This is a genomic window from Bradyrhizobium lablabi, from assembly GCF_018129385.1.
Lineage (GTDB): Bacteria > Pseudomonadota > Alphaproteobacteria > Rhizobiales > Xanthobacteraceae > Bradyrhizobium > Bradyrhizobium lablabi_C.
Map to the genome: position 1 here is coordinate 579459 of NZ_JAFCLN010000002.1, position 14779 is coordinate 594237.

The 14779-nt window shown below is 65.3% G+C and carries 9 protein-coding genes; 2 read left to right on the plus strand and 7 right to left on the minus strand.

What is annotated here, in order from left to right; translation table 11 throughout:
- Positions 1-185 precede the first annotated feature (185 nt).
- Positions 186-1184, plus strand: a complete 999-nt coding sequence (locus tag JQ628_RS06105) for a helix-turn-helix transcriptional regulator (protein WP_212220754.1) — start codon at positions 186-188, stop codon at positions 1182-1184.
- A gap of 87 nt (positions 1185-1271) precedes the next feature.
- On the opposite strand, the gene JQ628_RS06110 is transcribed toward JQ628_RS06105, so the two are convergent.
- Positions 1272-1541, minus strand: coding sequence for a PilZ domain-containing protein (locus JQ628_RS06110; protein WP_212220757.1), 270 nt, complete (start codon positions 1539-1541; stop codon positions 1272-1274).
- A gap of 269 nt (positions 1542-1810) precedes the next feature.
- On the opposite strand from JQ628_RS06110, the gene JQ628_RS06115 reads away from it, so the two are divergent.
- Positions 1811-3496 (plus strand): Na/Pi cotransporter family protein, encoded by a 1686-nt coding sequence (locus JQ628_RS06115; protein WP_212220761.1) that lies wholly within the window; start codon positions 1811-1813, stop codon positions 3494-3496.
- A gap of 72 nt (positions 3497-3568) precedes the next feature.
- On the opposite strand, the gene JQ628_RS06120 is transcribed toward JQ628_RS06115, so the two are convergent.
- The 6 genes from JQ628_RS06120 to JQ628_RS06145 all read right to left on the minus strand — a co-directional run bounded on the left by JQ628_RS06120 (position 3569) and on the right by JQ628_RS06145 (position 14754).
- Positions 3569-3907 carry a lipid-A-disaccharide synthase N-terminal domain-containing protein gene (locus JQ628_RS06120; RefSeq protein ID WP_212220764.1) on the minus strand — a complete coding sequence of 113 codons (339 nt, stop codon included), beginning with the start codon at positions 3905-3907 and terminating at the stop codon, positions 3569-3571.
- Complete coding sequence (locus JQ628_RS06125) at positions 3907-4626, minus strand: glycosyltransferase family 2 protein (RefSeq protein ID WP_349628024.1); 720 nt, start codon at positions 4624-4626, stop codon at positions 3907-3909. The genes JQ628_RS06120 and JQ628_RS06125 overlap by 1 nt, the downstream gene beginning before the upstream one ends.
- 83 nt (positions 4627-4709) lie before the next feature.
- A complete protein-coding gene (locus tag JQ628_RS06130; protein ID WP_212220770.1) occupies positions 4710-5555 on the minus strand; it encodes a phosphatase PAP2 family protein in 846 nt (281 codons plus the stop codon).
- Between the two features lie 2 nt (positions 5556-5557).
- Positions 5558-7303, minus strand: coding sequence for an ArnT family glycosyltransferase (locus tag JQ628_RS06135; protein ID WP_212220773.1), 1746 nt, complete (start codon positions 7301-7303; stop codon positions 5558-5560).
- A gap of 51 nt (positions 7304-7354) precedes the next feature.
- Entirely contained in the window at positions 7355-9550 is a 2196-nt protein-coding gene (pbpC, locus tag JQ628_RS06140; RefSeq protein ID WP_212220776.1) for a penicillin-binding protein 1C, read from the minus strand.
- Positions 9547-14754 (minus strand): alpha-2-macroglobulin family protein, encoded by a 5208-nt coding sequence (locus JQ628_RS06145; RefSeq protein ID WP_212220779.1) that lies wholly within the window; start codon positions 14752-14754, stop codon positions 9547-9549. The genes pbpC and JQ628_RS06145 overlap by 4 nt, the downstream gene beginning before the upstream one ends.
- Positions 14755-14779: the final 25 nt, after the last annotated feature.

Below are 14779 nucleotides of genomic sequence, written 5' to 3' on the forward strand. Positions count from 1 at the left end.
TCGCCGTCTTAACGATCTCGGAAATTTCCCGCGTGAGACCGTTAGCTACTCAGCCGCATTTGGGTAGGGTGACGGCGCAGCTTTTGTGGTGATTAATGACCGCCGATTCCGACCATCTGATTGATCGCATTTACGAGGCGGGCCTATTGCCGTCCCAGTGGCCGGCCGTTCTCGGCGAGCTTAGCATGCCGATCGGAGGCAACGGCGGCGTCTTGTTCGCGGTCCGCGATGGATACGCAAGTGGCGTCGCCACGGCCGAACTGGCCGAGGTAATGAAATTGTTCCTGGAAGGTGAATGGAGCCAGCGTGACCAGGCGATCAAGCGCGCCTACGCGCTCAACCACCCCGGTTTCGTCAATGATGCCGACCTGTTCACGGAACACGAAATCGAAACAGACTACGTCTACCGGAACTTCTATCGAAAACACGGGCTAGGTTATCGCGCCGGAACGATCATTCCAATGCCGATCGGAGATTCGATATCGATGATCATGTTTCGACATCACGAGGACGGTCCGGTGCCGCGCGAGGTCGTCACATTCCTCGACGGACTGCGTCCGCATCTGGCGCGCTCCACGCTGACGGCCAACCGGCTGGGATTCGAGAAGGCGAAGGCGCAGGCGGAAGCCTTGCAGGCTTTGGGCATCCCCGGCGCTGTTCTGCGTGGCCGCGGCCGACTGTTTGCGGCCAACGCGCTGTTCGAGGCGCTGATGCCGTCGCTGTTCCAGGACCGGATGCACCGCTTGGCCGTCGCCGATCGGGGAGCCGACGCACTTCTCGCTGTAGCGCTCGAGACGCTGCCAGGTGGCAGCCGGGGTGCCGTGAAGTCCATCGCCGTCGCGGCAACGCCGGAGCGTATTCCCATGGTGCTTCATCTGTTGCCGGTTCGCGGCGCCGCGCATGACATCTTCACGCAGTCGACGGCGCTACTGGTCGTGACGCCGGTGGATCGCGCTGCCGTGCCGGCGGCTGAAGTGCTGCAAGGCCTGTTCGATCTGACCCCTGCCGAGGCCCGCGTGGCGCGGGGCATCGGCATGGCCCAAACCATCGAGTCGCTTGCCGAGACGGCCGGCGTCAGCCTTGAGACGGTCCGCAGCCAGGTCAAGGCCGTCCTGTCGAAGACAGGCCTCTCGCGCCAGCAGGAACTGATCAGCCTGCTGGCTGGCAAGGCCTTGCGGGGCTAATCCAACCATCCGGTTACGCAATGGGAAAAGCAGCGCGCAGCAACGGTCGCGTGGAAGCGCCGGCTCTGAAACGTTCGGAGGCTCAGGCTAATCGACGAATTCGGCACCGAACTCGTAGCCAATCCGCCAGGCGAGGCGGCACTGCCGCGGCCGGCCGGCCGAGAGGATGATCGTGAATTGCGGGGGCACATCGACGTTTTCGGCGACGACCTTCACGCCGCCAGCCGAGATATCCGTAATGATGCAGTCACGCGGCAAGGTGCCGGTGCCGAACTGAATCTTGGCCCCCCGCCTGCACGCCTGGCGCTCGCTCTTGCGCCGATCAACAAAATCGTTCTTCCGCAGGCTTGCAAACATGCCGTCCCCGAGTCTCGCTGAGTGTTGTCCATCCGGTTCCCCGCTATTGATAAAGGGCAAGTGTTGGAATCCGGCTAGCGGAATAGCTTGCAATGTAACGAATGCCTTCCGATTTCATTTACGTGAGGCGGCCTGCCCTCATGCGAGCACAAGCGTTGACGCAATCCGGGCCTTCGCCGGCCGCCGGCTCACGCAGAAATCAAGGGTTGATCGGTGGCCTTTTACCGGTAGCCTGACTGTTCGACTCGATTTTCGAGGCGTTGGCGGAAATGGGAACCATGGTTCTTCTCGATTTGATGGGCGGCGTGGCGCTACTGCTGTGGGGCCTGCACATGGTCCACAGCGGGATTCTGCGCGCGTTCGGCCCTCACCTGCGGCAGTTGCTGGCCAAGGGCCTCGGCAACCGCTTTACGGCGTTCGCCGCCGGCCTCGGGCTCACGGCTTTGCTCCAGAGCAGCACCGCCACCGCGCTGATCACGAGTTCGTTCACCGCCGAAGGCATCGTCAGCCTGGTGCCGGCACTTGCGATCATGCTCGGCGCCAATGTCGGCACCACGCTGATCGTGCAGGTGCTGTCCTTCAACGTCGCCGCCGTTGCGCCTGTCCTTTTCATCATCGGCCTTGTCGCCTTCCGCAGCGGGCCGCGCTCGCGCATCAAGGACCTCGGCCGCGTCGCGATCGGGCTCGGCTTGATGCTGCTGGCGCTCCATATCCTGATCGATACGCTTGCGCCGGCGGAGAGCGCACCCGGCGCGCGCGTGTTCATGAATGCGATCACCGGCGATCCCGTGCTCTGCATCCTGATCGGCGCGGTCGTAACCTGGGCCGTGCATTCCAGCGTCGCCAGCGTGCTCTTGATCATGTCGCTGGCCTATGCGCATTTCGTTACGCCTTTCGCAGCCTTGGCGCTGGTGCTCGGCGCCAATCTGGGCAGCGCGATCAACCCGATCTTCGAAGGCACGAGGCGCGACAATCCGGCGAGCTATCGCCTGCCGCTCGGCAATCTCATCAACCGCCTCGTCGGGATCCTGCTGGTGGCGCCATTCCTGCGGCCGATCAGCGAGAGCCTGCCCGGCTTGCAGCCGGACCTCGCGAAGGCAACGGCTGCCTTTCACATCGCCTTCAATGTAGGGACCGCGGCGCTCTTCATCGGCGTGCTCGACAGCCTGGCGCGGCTGCTGAAGACCCTTCTGCCGAAACGGGTAAAGGAAGCAGATCCGTCGCGGCCGCGCTATCTCGACGAAAGCGCGCTGGAGACTCCCTCGCTGGCGCTGGCCGACGCGTCACGCGAAACCCTGCACATGGGCGATCATGTCGAGGTGATGCTGCGCAAGGTGATGGCGGCGATGATGAACGACGACCGCGCTTTGGTCGACGAGGTCTCCCGGATGGACAACCGCGTCGACAAGCTGGACGAGGCCATCAAGCTCTATGTGACAAAGTTGACGCGCGGCAGTCTCGACGAGCGCGAGGGCAAGCGGGCGATGGAAATCGTCTCCTTCGCCATCAATCTCGAGCATATCGGCGACATCATCGACAAGAACCTCAGCGAGCTCGCCACCAAGAAGATCAAGCGCCGTTTCCAGTTCTCGCCGGAGGGTGCCGAAGAACTCTCGGCCTTCCACAAGCGCGTGATGGATTCGCTGCGGATTGCCTTCGGCATATTCATGTCGGGTGACGTCAACGAAGCCCGCAAGCTGCTCGCCGAGAAGACAGCGCTTCGCAATACCGAACTGGCCGCCATCGAGCGGCACCTCGACCGGTTGCGCGAAGGCCGGCCCGAAACGCTGGAGACCACGTCGCTGCATCTGGACGTGCTGCGCGACCTCCGGCGTATCCATTCGCATATCTGCTCGGTCGCTTATCCCGTGCTGGATGCCGCAGGCGAACTGGAGGCCTATCGTGCGGTGGAGAGCGAGGTGACGGCCGCGTCACTGCCAGCACCCGGGCACTGAATGTAGAGGTTCTATAGTACCTCTGAGGCAACCGAGCGCTACTGTGCATGGGGTTGTTTTGCGACTTTTGCTCTAGCGATCCAGTGTCTTCGAGCCGGTGCCGCGGTTCTTCACGATCAGCATGATGTTCCTGACGTAGATGATAGTCGCCAGCGCCTGCCCGAGGATGATGACCGGCTCACGCTTGACGATGCCATAGACCAGCGTCATCAGCCCCCCGCCCATCGAGCAAAACCAGAATGCCATCGGCACCACGCTGTTCCCGGCGCGCTCGCTCGCGATCCACTGCACCAGGAAGCGTGCGGTGAAAAACAGTTGCGCGACCAGGCCGAACGCGAGCCAGAAGTCGAACTTGGCGACGAAGACGTCGTAGAGATAATCGCCAAGCGCCTGCCCGTATTGAATGAGCATCACTGCACCTCCGTCGCAACCGGCGTCGGCTTCTTGCGGCGGATCAACCACCACACTCCGGCGAGATCGAGGATCCCGATCCAGAGGCGGTCGAAGAATCCGTAGTTGGACACGCCGGAATGACGCGGGCGGTCGACCACGTCGACATAGGCGATGTCAAAGCCTTCGCGGCGGACCAGCGCCGGAAGGAAACGATGCAGCCCGTCGAAATAGGGCATCGACAGGAACACCTCGCGCCGGAACGCTTTCAGCCCGCAGCCGGTGTCGCGGGTGCCGTCGTGCAGGATGGCGTTGCGCACGGCGTTGGCGGTGCGCGACTGCCATCGCTTGAAGCCGGTGTCCTTGCGGCCGACCCGCTGGCCGGCTGCGAGGCCGACGCGGCTACCGCCCTTCTCAATGGCTGAAATCAGCTTCGGCAGGAACGCCGGATTGTTCTGCCCGTCGCCGTCCAGCGTCGCCACGATCTCGCCGCGCGCGGCACGGACGCCGCTGCGCACCGCCGCCGACTGGCCAAAGGACGTGGCGTGACGGAGCTGTCGCAATTCTGGCTGGCGCTTCATCAATTCCGAGAGCCGTTCGCCGGTCGCATCCGTCGAGCCGTCATTGACATAGATGATCTCGTAGGGCCACCGACCGTCGAGCGCAGCGACGATTTCCTTGACCAGCGGCGCCACATTTTCGGCCTCGTTGCGCACGGGCACGACGATGGAAACGTCCACTTTTTTGTCGGAAGCAGGCAAGTCGGCGCTCTCGTTCCAGTTGGCTTGCCTGCGGAACCGGCCGGGGCCGCGGCGACCGCTTATTATGGGCCGAACGGGTTGCGGGCAACCCTTTTGAAGCGCTCGAAGGATGGGCCGGGCAGCGGCAAAACCGTGCCGCCGGGGCCGATCGCGAACGCCAGCCGCCGTGCCGCGAACCAGTGGCGCACGAACATCGCGCCGATCACGCCGACCAGCGCGCCCGCCACTACATCGCTCGGGTGGTGGGCGAGCAGCACCAGGCGAGTCATCGCGATCAGAAGCGCGTAGACGAGCATGACGATGCGCAATTGCGGCCACAGGGCGGACACCGCAAACGCCAGCGCAAAGGCCGTTATCGCATGTCCGGACGGCAGGCTCTGATAGGCCTCACTGCCGTCGAAATGCGAAAAATGGAACGCATTGGCTTCACCGCCGACGAACGGCCGGCCGCGCCCGACGATCCATTTGAGCACTTCGCCCGTCAGCACCGAAACGAGCACGGCCAGGAACAAAAATTGCAGCCGCGTGCCGAGCCCGAGCAGCAGCGATCGCGCGGTGCCGCGGAATGCCGCCGAGACGATCAGCACTGCGAACAGCAGGCCCGCGAGCGTCCACAGCACGTAGGCCGATTTGCCGAAATCGGTGAGGATGCGCAGCGGCCACAGGCTTGGCGTGCCGCGCTTCGGCATCATTTGGATTTCGGCCGCGTCGAGCCAGTACATCAGTGCGATGATCGCCACGCCGATGCCGGCGCTGAGCCACAGCACGTGGCGCGCCGACCGCCGCCTCGCCTCGGCGCGGCGCGAATGCGAGGGCGCGCGCACGAGTTGCGCCAGCGACGCCCGGAACGTGGCAAGCAAACGCGAGGCGTAGTTCTGCGGAACGGTGACGCTCGACGTCGTGGGCATCTTCACTCCGTCCCTTCGGAGCGGAAGATCGCGATCGAGATCGCCTTGCCCTGCGAGATGTTGTAGCCGTCGATCCGCGGTCCAACCCGGTAGCGCAGCCCGATGGCCTCGGCCCGCGCGACAAAGTTCCGCTCCGAACGCGACTCCACCAGCGCAAACCGGCAGCTGCCCTGGCGCAGGAAATCGGCGGCGCCGGAGCCGTCCGTGAGCAGCGTCGCCGTATCCGTCAGGAAGACGAGGCTAGGTTCATGGAAGCCGGCGGAAGCAGCCTTCGGTCCGACGCAGGAGACATTGCGGAGCGCGCGCGCAACCTCGACGCTCGGGAACAACCGTGCCAGCCCCGGCACCACGACGCCGTAGATCGCAAAGGCAAGGAAGATTGCCGACACCACGGCATTGAGCAGCGACCGTTCGGCATAGCGGTCTTCATACAGCCACCAGGCGAACAATCCGAAGATCAGCGCCGCGGCGACGAAAGGCCAAGCGAAAAACACCGGCTGGCGCGTCAGCGTGATCGCGCCGACGATCGCCAGCACCGATGCGCCGGCCGGGATCACGAACCACCAGGCGGCGCCGCGCACCAGCCATGGCCAGCGCGACAGCACGTTCCGCTCCATCGCGCCGACGGTGAGGATCGCGATGGCCGGATACAGCGGCAGCACGTAATGCGGCAGCTTGGTCAGCACCAGCTCGAACACGATCCAGGACGGGATCACCCAGGCCAGCAGATATTGCGCGCCCGGCTCGCGCCGCGCCCGCCATATCGCCGGCGCCGCCAGGCCCGCCAGCGGCGCGCCGGGCCAGAAAGTCACCACGAACAGGAGCAGATAGAGTCCGGGCGGCGCGCCATGCGACTCCTGCCCGGCGAATTTGGCGAGCATGTCGCCGCCGACGGAATCGGTGAAGAAGGTCTGGCCGGCGCGCCAGAAAATCGCGACGAACCACGGAAGCACCAGCACCAGGGTCCACATCAGGCCCCAAAGCGGACGCAGCCGCCACAGCCAGGACGCATTGCGATCGAGGATCGCGAGCGCGGCGATGGTCAGTCCGACGAACATCAGGATCAGCGGGCCCTTGAGCAAAATGCCGCCGGCAATCGCCGTCCAGAGGATCGCGGGCCAGCTCCAGGGCGGGCGCTCGGAATCCTCGCCGCGCTGCCAGGACAGATAGACCCGCGCCATCGCACCCATGGCGGCAACGACGGTGAACAGCAACATGGCGTCCGTCTTGGCGAGCCGCGCTTCGGCTCCCAGCAGCACCGAACTGCACATGATGAGACCGGCGAAGATCGCGCCGCGCCGGGTGACGAAGGCGAGCGCCGTCCAGTAGGTCAGCAGCACCGCGCCGGTGGCGCCGATCAGCGAGGGAATCCGGTAAAGCCAGATCCGCGCCTGCGCCCGCGGCAATCCGAGCGCGGACGCGGTTTCGACCGCTACGGTCTGTAGCCAATAAATGCCGACCGGTTTCTTGTAGCGGACGTCATCCTGGAAGCGGATGTCGATGAAATCGCCACTCTCGACCATCTGCTTGGTGGCTTGCGCAAAGCGCGCCTCGTCGCGGTCGATTGGCGGGATGGTAAAGAAGCCGGGCAGGAACAGCAGCGCCGCACAAACCAGCAGGAAAGCGACCGCCCGGGCGTGGCTCGACGAGACATAGTCGATCACGCCGGCCAGCCGGCTACCCGGATTCACCCGGTTTTTCGGCTCGCGCGGCTCACCAAACCGGGGTCGGGGGTAGGTCTCAGCCATCGGTTCCCGCTTACGCCGAAACCGCTATCCGGACAACCGCTTAGGGTGCTTTTATTGAATTCTGATGACAACTGTGTCCGCCGCGCCCGTGGCATCGATCACGGTGAGGCGAGCGAACCCCGGCCCGGGCGGCTCGACCAGCCGCTGGCGGCGGCTGTCGATTTCGCCGGCGGTGGCGCCGTTAACGAGCACGGTCATGGGCAAAACCCCGCCGGCGACCTTGACCGGCATGGCCGACGACTGTCCGTCGGTGCGGTCGACGTCGATCCGCGAGCCGTGCAGCGGGAACTGGATACGCGGCGCCTGCTCGCTGCCGGTCCGCACCAGTTCGCCCATCGGGCGGAACCGCCGCAGCGGCAGCGGCAGTTTTGCGTTGGCCGCGACCAGCACGCCCTTGGGCGGCTTTGGGAGCGCGGCGGGCAACTTTCCGGTGCGGGCAAAGGCATCGAACAGGATCGGGGCTGCGACCGCGCGGCCGACCAGCCCCGGCACCGGCGCGCCGTCGGGACGGCCGACCCAGACGCCGATGGTCAGCTTGCCGTCGAACCCGACCGACCAGGCGTCACGATAGCCGTAACTAGTGCCGGTCTTGAAGGCGATGCGGTTATGCGCGCCGTTCTCCGGCGGCGGCGTGCCGATCAGGACATTGCCGACCTGCCAGGCGGCGGCCTGATCCATCAGCCGCATCGCTTCGCGATCGTCGTGGGCGCTCACGATCTCGCGTAACGGTTTTGTGCTGCCGAGCCGAGCCAGCCCCGCATAGAGCTGCGCCAGGTCCTGCAAGCTCACGCCGACGCCGCCGAGGCCCATGGCGAGACCCGGCGCCTCGTCCTTCGGCAGTACCAGGCTGGTGCCAGCCTGCTTCAGCCGAGAGGACAGCCGGCTGGAACCGACGCGATCGAGCAACGCAATCGCCGGCACGTTCAGCGACAATTGCAGCGCCTTGCGTACCGGCACCGTGCCCTGAAAGGTCATGTCAAAGTTTTCCGGCGCGTAGCTGCCGAAGCGGATCGGCCGGTCGTCGATCAGGCTTTCGGGATGCACAAAGCCATCCTCGAAAGCAAGGCCATAGATGAACGGCTTCAGCGTCGAGCCCGGCGAGCGTACTGCGCGGGTCATGTCGACCTGCCCCGCCCGCCGCTCATCGAAATAATCCGCCGAGCCGACGCGTGCCAGCACGTCGCCGCTCTCGTTGTCGACCGCGATGATCGCGACCGAAATATTGGACCCCTGCGCCAGCGCGCGGTCGCGCGCCAGGGCTTCCAGCGTCTTTTGCAGACTCAGATCCAGCGTCGTGCGGATCACCGGCTGACCCCTGATGATGGCAACGGCCGCATCGGAGGAGTGCGGCGCCAGGATCGGCATCGGCTTGCGCAGTTTTGGTATCGTTACCGTCTTGGCCTGCACCACGTCCTCGCGCGACACGACGCCCTCCTCGACCATGCGGTCGAGCACGCGGTCGCGCGCGATATGCGCTGCCTCAGGGTGACGATCGAGACGGCGGTTTTCCGGCGATTGCGGCAAGGCTACCAGCAAGGCGGCTTCCGCCAGCGACAGCCGCTTCGGCTCCTTGCCGAAATAGGCGATCGACGCGGCGCGGACGCCTTCGAGATTGCCGCCGAATGGCGCCAGCGCAAGATAAAGATCGAGGATCTCGTCCTTTGAGAGCTTGCTCTCGAGCTCGACGGCCCGAACCATCTGCCGCAGCTTTGCATGGACCGACCGTTCGCGCCGCGGCTCCATCAGCCGCGCGAGCTGCATGGTGATGGTGGAGCCGCCCGATACGATGTGGCCGCGCGTCACCAGTTGCAGCGTTGCGCGTCCCGTCGCGAGCGGATCGACACCGGCATGGGAGTAGAAGCGCTTGTCTTCGTACGCGAGCAGCAGCTTGAGATAGCCCGGATCGACATCGCGCTTGGCACTCACCGGCAGGCGCCAACGTCCATCCGCCATCGCAAAGGCGCGCAACAGCTTTCCGTTGCGATCGACGATCGTCGTGGAGACCTGGCGCGCCTGCTCCAGCGGCAGCGGCCCGAGCGAGATGACCCAGCCGGCAAAGGTTGCGAGGACGACAAACAGAGCAATCGCGAATCCGATGGCGACTTTGCGCAATCGCCCACCACCGCCGCCGTCATGGCCGGGCTTGTCCCGGCCATCCACGTCTTCTTTCGTCGCGGCAACAGCCGTGGATGCCCGGGTCAAGCCCGGGCACGACAAAGAGCGAGTATGGTCTGCACGCTCGCTCATTTCGCCGAACGAACCTCAACGGTACCGGTGCCGCTGCGGCCGTAGCGCGAGGGGTTGTACATGTCCTCGACATAGGCCTGCGGCAGCACGTATTTGCCGGGCGATACCGCGCGCACGATATAGGCGACAGTAAATACCGCCTGATCGTCGGCCGCGCGATCGATGGCGGCCGTGAAGCGGTCGTCGCGGAACTCGGTGTTCTCAGGCTCCTCGCCGTCCTCGATCCAGTCGAGCGTGCCGCTATCGCCGGACGAGACGAGGCGCGGATTGTCGATCTCAAGCCCGGCCGGCAGATAGTCGGACACCATGATGTGCCCGTATTCCGGCTTGGCCTCGGTGACCTTCAGCACCACGGCAAAGCGATCGTTCTGCTTCGCCTTGCTGATATCGGCCGGCTTGCCGTCGAGCGTGAAATAGCTGCGCTCGATCTTGAAGCCGTTGGAAGCGGCCGGCTCCGGCGTGACCGGCGAACCCGACACCGAAACCACCATCTGCACCGGCGCTTCACCGGTGTTGGTGATGCGGATCGGTTTGCCCGCCATCTGCTCCGCCTTGTAGCTGCGGAAGACCGCGGTCTTCACCGGTTGGCCGTCGATGTCGAGGTTCAGCGTCTCCTTGGCCAGCGCGCGCGCCGCCAGCACCATCCAGGCATTCTCCTGCGTGGAGGTGTAGGCCGAAAGCCCGCGCGCGGCCTCGACCCGCTGCACCGCCTGCGTCAGCGTCGCGCGCGGCGCGTTGCCTTCGCTGGCGAGCGACACCAAAGCTGCGGCATCGCGCAGCGCGCTGCCGTAATCGGTGCGGCCGAATTCCAGCACGGGTTTCGGGTTGAGCGCTTCCAGCGCGTTGGCATAGACCCGCTCCGCCCTCGCCTTGTCGCCGACCAGCGCCAGCGCCGCCGCAAGCTGCGATTTTGCGATCGGAGTCGCGAGATTGCCAAGCTTGGTGTCGGCGAGATAGCGGAGGTCGCCGATCGGCGCTGCCCCGTTGCGGGCCAGCACATAGAGGCCATAGGCGAGATCGCGGCCGCCGTTCTTCTCCGGCTCCTCGGCGTTCACCACCGAGTTACGGATGCGGTCGAGCGCGTTCTTGAACAGCACGTCCGGCACCGCAAATCCCTTTTCGCGGGCGCGGGTCAGGAAGTCCGTGACGTAGGCATCGAGCCAGGCGTCGTCGCCGCCGGCCGACCACAGGCCGAACGAGCCGTTGGAGCCTTGCCGGGCCAGCAGCCGCTCGATCGCATCCTTGATGCGCTGGTCGACGGCGGTATCCATGGCAAGGTGCGCACTGGCCGCGAGGTCGTTGACATAGAGCAGCGGCATCGCGCGGCTGGTGATCTGCTCGGAACACCCGTGCGGATAGCGATCGAGCGCCTTCAAAATGGTGGCCGCATCGAGCGCGGTCGACAGGCTCGCCGACAGCGAGACGCCGCCGGTGCCCGAGACCAGATCGGAGAACATGTCCGAGGTCAGCGTCAGACTCTCGCCCTTCGCCAAGGTGCGGACCGAGCGGCGCGCCAGGATCTGGTTGGCCGGTTTGACGTCGAGCGCATAGTGCCGCGCCAGCGTCAGCCCGTTCGGTCCCTTGATGTCGACGTCGATATTCGCCGTGCCCGCACCGCCGGCCTCCAGCGCGAGCTGCATCGAGGTGCGCTGCTTGGCGGCAAGTTTCGCCGTGATCGCGGGATTACCAGTCACCTTCACGGGACCTACGATCTTGACATTGACGATGTAGTCGCCCGCCGCGCCCTCGACGTTGTCGAGATCGAAGCTCATGGTGCCCTTGTCGCCGTTGAGCAGGAAGCGCGGCAAGGTCGCGGTCAGCACCACGGGATCGCGCACGGTGACATCGACCGTGGCGCGGCCGAGTTTCGTGGAGGTCCACGCCACCGCCATCACCCGCGCGGTGCCGGCGAATTCGGGGATGTCAAAACTGATCTCGGCCGAACCGTCGGCGCCGACGGTGACAATGCCGGAATAGAGCGCCAGCGGCTTTTGCGTGGGCGGGCTGCCCTGCAACTCGCCTCCCGAGGCGTCGCCGCCCGACCTGATCTGGCCGCGGGTGCCCTGCATGCCGTCGATCAACTGGCCGTAGAGGTCGCGGATCTCCGAGGTCAGGCGGCGCTGGCCGAGATAGTAATCATCCGGCGCCGGCGGCTTGTAGTTGGTGAGGTTGAGAATGCCGACATCGACCGCGGCAACGACAATCTTGGCGTCCTCGCCGGGATTTAGCCCGCCGAGCTTGACCGGAATCTTCAGCGTAGAGCCGGGACGCACGAGATCAGGCGGTGTGAGATTGACGGCGAGCGTGCGGCTCTTTCTGTCGATCCCGAACCACTTTAGCCCGATCGCGCGGCCGGGCATGCGCTGCGCGGCGGCATCGAGCGGACAGCGCAAGGTCGCCAGCACATAGGCGCCGGTGCCCCAATCCTTGCCGACGGGAATCTTGACCTGTGCGGTGCCTTCCTTGACGTCGATGCTTTGCGTCGTCAGCAGGCGATCGCCGAGCACGTTGATGGTCAGCTTGCCGGCCGTGCGGGCATTGACCGACACCACCATGGTGTCGCCGGATTGATACTCCGGCTTGTCGATCGAGGTTTCCAGAAGGTCCGGCGTTTCCGCGCTACCTTCCCAATACCAGCCGACATCGAACTGCACCGAGGTGATCGGCCCGTCCTGTTCGGTCGACTTGACGTCGAGACGATAGCGGCCGGGCTGCGGCGAGACCGACACCCGCGACGCCTTGTCAGCGGCGAGATCAATATCACCGTCGGCGACGCGCCGGGTCGACTTGACCGGCTCATATTCCCAGGACGAGTTTTGACGGTACCACTGATAGCGCGACTCGACCTTCATCAACTCGTAGCGCAGCCCGCTGCGCGAAAGCTGCTTGCCATCGGGCGCAACGAAGATGACGTCGAATTCGGCCTTGTCGCCCTCGGCGACGCTCTTGTCCTGGAAGAGCGGCTTGATGCCGATCAGATTGGCGGCAGGCGCCACCGGCAACACCAGCTTGCGTTCGACCGCGCGGCCGCCGGCTTCCGCCATGCGGATGAAGATCTGCGCTTCCTGCGGGCGGGTCGAGGTCGGGGCTTTGGCAAGGCTCACTGGGAAGGTCGCCACGCCGTTGGCGTCGGACTCCGGAAGGCTTTCGATCGGGGTACGCTCGTTGCTGGCGGTCTCTTCATCCGCCACGCCGAACTGGTAGCCGGGATAGCCCGGCCGGCCGGAGACGGCCGTCGTCACCAGCATGTCGCCCTCGAGCTGCAACCCGGAGGCCGGCGCACCGTAGAGGAAGCGGCCGTCGACCTTAAGCTCCACCGGAACTTCGGCCTGGATCTGCTTCTCCTTGGCGGAAAGCGTGAATTCGATCCGTTCGGGAATGTAGTCCTCAACCATGAAGGAGGTCTCGCCGATCGAGGAACCCTTCGGGTCGGTAAAGGCGCGCGCCCGCCAGGTCCCGGTCGGGACGGCCGAATTGAGCGCGATCGACATGGTCCGCCCGCCGGCCCCCTGGTCCGGCAGCACCGCGCGGCGGTATTCGACGCCGTCGGGGCGTTCGATCACCATGGTCAGCGGCCCGCCGGTGACGGCGTTGCCCTGCCCGTCGCGCACCAGCGCGGTCAGGTAGACAGTCTCGTTGGAGCGGTAGACGCCGCGCTCGGCATAGACAAAGGCATCGGCTCCGGCAGGAACCGCCCGCCCGGCGACGCCACGGTCGGTCAGGTCGAAGGCATTGGTCTTCAAGTTGAGGAACGCGTAGTCGCCCTTGTCGCTCATCACCGTCAGCATGGCCGGCGACAGCCCGCCCTCGCCGCGGGCAAGCCCCGCCTCGAACAGCACATGGCCGGCGTCGTCGGTCTTGCGGGTCGCCAGAATTTCGTTGTTGCGCGCGACCAGCTTCACTTCGGCTTTGGAGACCGCCTCGGTGGAGGCGAGCGAATTGACGAACACATGCACGCCGTCATTGCCGGAGAACGCCGTCAGGCCCATGTCGGAGACGATGAACCATTGCGTGGCGAGTTGGTAATCATCGTCGCTGCCGGGATTCTTGGCGGCGGCCGTCATCACATAGACGCCGGGCTGTAGGTCGCCGAGCGCCTGGTCGACCGGGAACGCGGTGACGACGTCCTGGTTGAGCGTGGTCGCGGTCGCAAGCTCGCCCGACCAGACTTTTACGCCCCGCTCGTCGCCGAGATCGGAAAGCTCGTAGCGGCTGATCGCGCGCTGGAAATCGCCGCCGATCACCGTGTTGATCAAATTGCGGTCGCCGATCCGGAACACGTTGATGTTGACCGCCGGTGTGTTGACGCTGACCAGCGGAATGCCGCGCTGGCCGGTTCGCGGCAGCACATAGGCGCGGCCCGTGAAACGCACGAAAGGCTTGCGGTCGCGGACATAGATGTTGAATTCGGCCGACTTCGGCAGGCCCTCCTTCACGCCGGACGGCATGCCGGCGCGCAGATTGATGTTGTAGCGCTCGCCGTGTTTCAGGCCCTCGACGCAAAGCTGCTTGCCTTCGGTGGAGAGCGCTGGCTTGTCGCTGCCGGCGAGCGCCACGAACGGCGAGAAATCAACGCGTTTGGCGAGCTCTTCGGAGAACTGGAAGCATGCCCGCGGCGTCGCACCATCGGAATCGACGGTGTAGTCGAGCAGGCGAAAACCGTGCTCGTCGCGCATCTTCTCATACTGGCCGCGCACGTCGGCGACCTCGCGCAAATCCAGCGACAGCCGCAGCGCGTCCAGCGCCGGCCGCCAAAGTTTCCGGTCGGACATCGCCCGCCCGAGCACGGCGAGCGCTTCGGCTTCCTCGCCGGTATTGCCGGCGCGCTGATAGGCGATGTAGGCGGCGGTCGAGGCGCGCTCCAACAGGAAGGTCTGCTCGCTGGAAGAGGACGCGCGGATCTGGAAGATTGTGCGCGCCAGCCGCAGCCAGTTACCGGCATCCTCCGGCGTGGTCGCCGCGATCTGGCCGAGGATCTGTAGGCCGGTGCGGAAGTCCATCCGCTTGAAGGCGGTATCCGCATCGGTTTTCAGCGTTGCATTGGATTTGGCGACGGCGCCCGCCTCGCTCTTGATCTGGGCTTCCAGCTTGATCGCGGAATCGGCGAGGTCGTCGCGCTTGAAGGCCTTGTCGGCGGCGTGCGCCGATGCCAGGCCAAGCGCCAGCGTTGCGCAAAATACGGCGGCGCGAACCAAACCGTTCATGATGGAGCTCCTTGGGCGCGGTCGG

What these genes read in the sequence shown, in the direction of transcription:
- JQ628_RS06110 (WP_212220757.1), bottom strand. Translation starts at nt 1,541, where the DNA reads ATGTTTGCAAGCCTGCGGAAGAACGATTTTGTTGATCGGCGCAAGAGC.
- JQ628_RS06120 (WP_212220764.1), bottom strand. Translation starts at nt 3,907, where the DNA reads ATGCTCATTCAATACGGGCAGGCGCTTGGCGATTATCTCTACGACGTC.
- JQ628_RS06105 (WP_212220754.1), top strand. Translation starts at nt 186, where the DNA reads ATGCCGATCGGAGGCAACGGCGGCGTCTTGTTCGCGGTCCGCGATGGA.
- JQ628_RS06145 (WP_212220779.1), bottom strand. Translation starts at nt 14,754, where the DNA reads ATGAACGGTTTGGTTCGCGCCGCCGTATTTTGCGCAACGCTGGCGCTT.
- JQ628_RS06135 (WP_212220773.1), bottom strand. Translation starts at nt 7,303, where the DNA reads ATGGCTGAGACCTACCCCCGACCCCGGTTTGGTGAGCCGCGCGAGCCG.
- pbpC (WP_212220776.1), bottom strand. Translation starts at nt 9,550, where the DNA reads ATGAGCGAGCGTGCAGACCATACTCGCTCTTTGTCGTGCCCGGGCTTG.
- JQ628_RS06115 (WP_212220761.1), top strand. Translation starts at nt 1,811, where the DNA reads ATGGGAACCATGGTTCTTCTCGATTTGATGGGCGGCGTGGCGCTACTG.
- JQ628_RS06130 (WP_212220770.1), bottom strand. Translation starts at nt 5,555, where the DNA reads ATGCCCACGACGTCGAGCGTCACCGTTCCGCAGAACTACGCCTCGCGT.